2 protein-coding genes are annotated in these 2,461 nt (G+C 73.6%); both read left to right on the top strand.

Features of this window, described 5'->3' with window-relative positions; translation table 11 throughout:
* Positions 1–863, top strand: an 863-nt coding sequence (locus CLM62_RS33770) for a beta-ketoacyl reductase (RefSeq protein ID WP_143659197.1), incomplete at its 5' end; no start/stop codon positions are given.
* A gap of 44 nt (positions 864–907) precedes the next feature.
* Positions 908–2,461: beta-ketoacyl synthase N-terminal-like domain-containing protein (locus tag CLM62_RS33765; protein WP_179382342.1), on the top strand; the 1,554-nt coding region annotated here is incomplete at its 3' end.

The raw sequence follows: 2,461 nt of genomic DNA, 5'->3' as shown, positions 1-2,461 counted from the left end.
ACGCCGCCGCCAACACCTACCTCGACGCCCTCGCCCACCACCGCCACGCCCACGGCCACCCCGCCACCTCCCTCGCCTGGGGCTTCTGGGCCAGCCGCAGCGGCATGACCGGCCACCTCGACGACGACGACGTCCAGCGCATGGAGCGGGCGGGCATGCGAGCGCTGGACGACGAGGAAGGGCTGGCTCTGTTCGATCTGGCCGTCGGGGCGGACGTACCGCTTCAGGTGATCACCCGGCTGACCGCGTCGGCCCTGCGCGGCGGGGCGGACAGCGTGCCGCACCTGTTCCGGGGGCTGGCGCAGGGCACCGGCCGGCGGGTCGTACGGTCCGGCGGCGAGGGCTCCGAGCTGCGGACCCGGCTGGCCGGGCTGCCCGCCGCGGAGCAGCGGCGCAGGCTGCTGGACCTGGTCCGGTCGAACGCGGCCACCGTGCTGGGCCATGCGTCGGCGGACACCGTCACGGCGGAGCAGTCCTTCAAGGATCTGGGCTTCGACTCGCTGACCGCCGTGGAATTCCGCAACCGGCTAGGGGCAGCCACCGGCCTGCGGCTTCCGGCCACGCTCGTCTTCGAGCATCCGACACCGGCGGCGCTCGCCGGGCAGCTCCTGACGGAGCTGGCTCCGGCCGGGCTGTCCGGCGTCGAGGGCGCGCTGATGGAGGTGGACGCGCTGGAGACCGCGCTGGCGGAGATCGCCGCGGCCGACGGCGACCACGAGCGGGTCCTGCGGCGGCTGCGCGGGCTGATGGCCAAGTGGAGCACGCCGGAGAGCGAACCGGCCGCCGGGGACGGGCTCGACGACCTGGACACAGCCACCACCGACGACCTCTTCGACGCGATCGACCAGGGCTTCGGTCTCTGACCGGCGCCGATCGTCCGGGAACATCACCAAGGAGCTGCTACCGAATGTCCGACGAGGAGAAGTTCCGCGACTACCTCAAGCGGGCCGTCGCGGAAGCGCGCGGCCTCCAGCGCCGACTGCGTGAGGTCGAGGACAAGGCGCGCGAGCCGATCGCTGTCGTCGGCATGGCCTGCCGGTTCCCGGGCGGTGTGCGGACGCCGGAGGACCTGTGGCACATGGTCTCGGAGGGGGTCGACGCGATCTCCGGCTTCCCCTCCGACCGCGGCTGGGACGTGGACCGGCTGTACCGCTCCGACGCCCAGGAGTCCGGCGCCTCCACCACGCTGGAGGGCGGCTTCCTGGAGGGCGCCGGCGACTTCGACGGGGACTTCTTCGGGATCTCGCCGCGTGAGGCGATCGCGACCGACCCGCAGCAGCGGCTGCTGCTGGAGACCTCGTGGGAGGCGCTGGAGCGGTCCCGGGTCGACCCGCGGTCCCTGCGCGGCAGCGCCACCGGGGTGTTCTTCGGCGGTACGGGCGGGGACTTCGCCGGCCTGCTGGCCGCGTCGCCACAGGCCCTGGACGGATACATGCTCACCGGCACCTCCAGCAGCGTGCTCTCGGGCCGGGTGGCGTATCTGCTGGGCCTGGAAGGGCCCGCGGTGACGGTGGACACCGCCTGTTCGTCCTCGCTGGTCTCCGTGCACCTGGCGGTGCAGGCGCTGCGCAAGGACGAGATCTCGCTGGCCCTGGCCGGTGGTGTGTCGGTGCTGGCGACCCCGGGTGCCTTTCCGGAGTTCTCCCGCCAGGGCGGTCTGGCCTCCGACGGCCGGTGCAAGGCGTTCGCGGCCTCCGCGGACGGCACCGGCTGGGGCGAGGGCGTCGGCGTCCTCGTCCTGGAGCGGCTCTCCGACGCCCAGCGCGCCGGGCGCCCGGTGCTCGCCGTACTGCGGGAGAGCGGGATCAACCAGGACGGGGCCAGCAACGGCCTGACCGCGCCCAGCGGTCCCGCGCAGCGCCGGCTCATCCTGCGCACCCTCGACGGCGCCGGCCTGGCCACCGCCGACGTCGATCTGGTCGAGGCGCACGGTACCGGTACGAAGCTCGGTGACCCGATCGAGGCCCGGGCGCTGCTGGCGACGTACGGCCAGGACCGCCCGGCCGAACAGCCGCTGTACCTCGGCTCGGTGAAGTCGAACATCGGCCACACCCAGTACGCGGCCGGAGTCAGCGGCGTGATCAAGACGGTCATGGCGCTGCGGCAGGGAGTCATGCCCAGGACCCTGCACGTGGACGAGCCGACGCCGCACGTGGACTGGTCGGCGGGTGCGGTGGAGCTGCTGACCGAGAACCGGCCCTGGCCGGAGACCGGCCGCCCGCGCCGGGCCGCCGTGTCGTCTTTCGGTGTCAGTGGGACGAACGCGCACGTCATCCTCGAACAGGCACCGGACGAGGAGTCCGCGCCGAAGAGCGCCGCGGAGCGTCCCGCGCCGGGCGGCTCGGTGCCGTGGGTGCTCTCCGGTCGCGGTGGGGCGGCGTTGCGTGCGCAGGCGGCGCGGCTGGTGGAGCGTCTCGCGCAGGATCCTGGCGTGTCTGCGCTGGATGTGGGTGTCTCGCTG

This window comes from Streptomyces sp. SA15 (assembly GCF_002291145.1).
GTDB lineage: Bacteria > Actinomycetota > Actinomycetes > Streptomycetales > Streptomycetaceae > Streptomyces.
The sequence above is the reverse complement of the archived record's forward strand: the minus strand, read 5'-3'. Positions and strand labels throughout refer to the sequence as shown.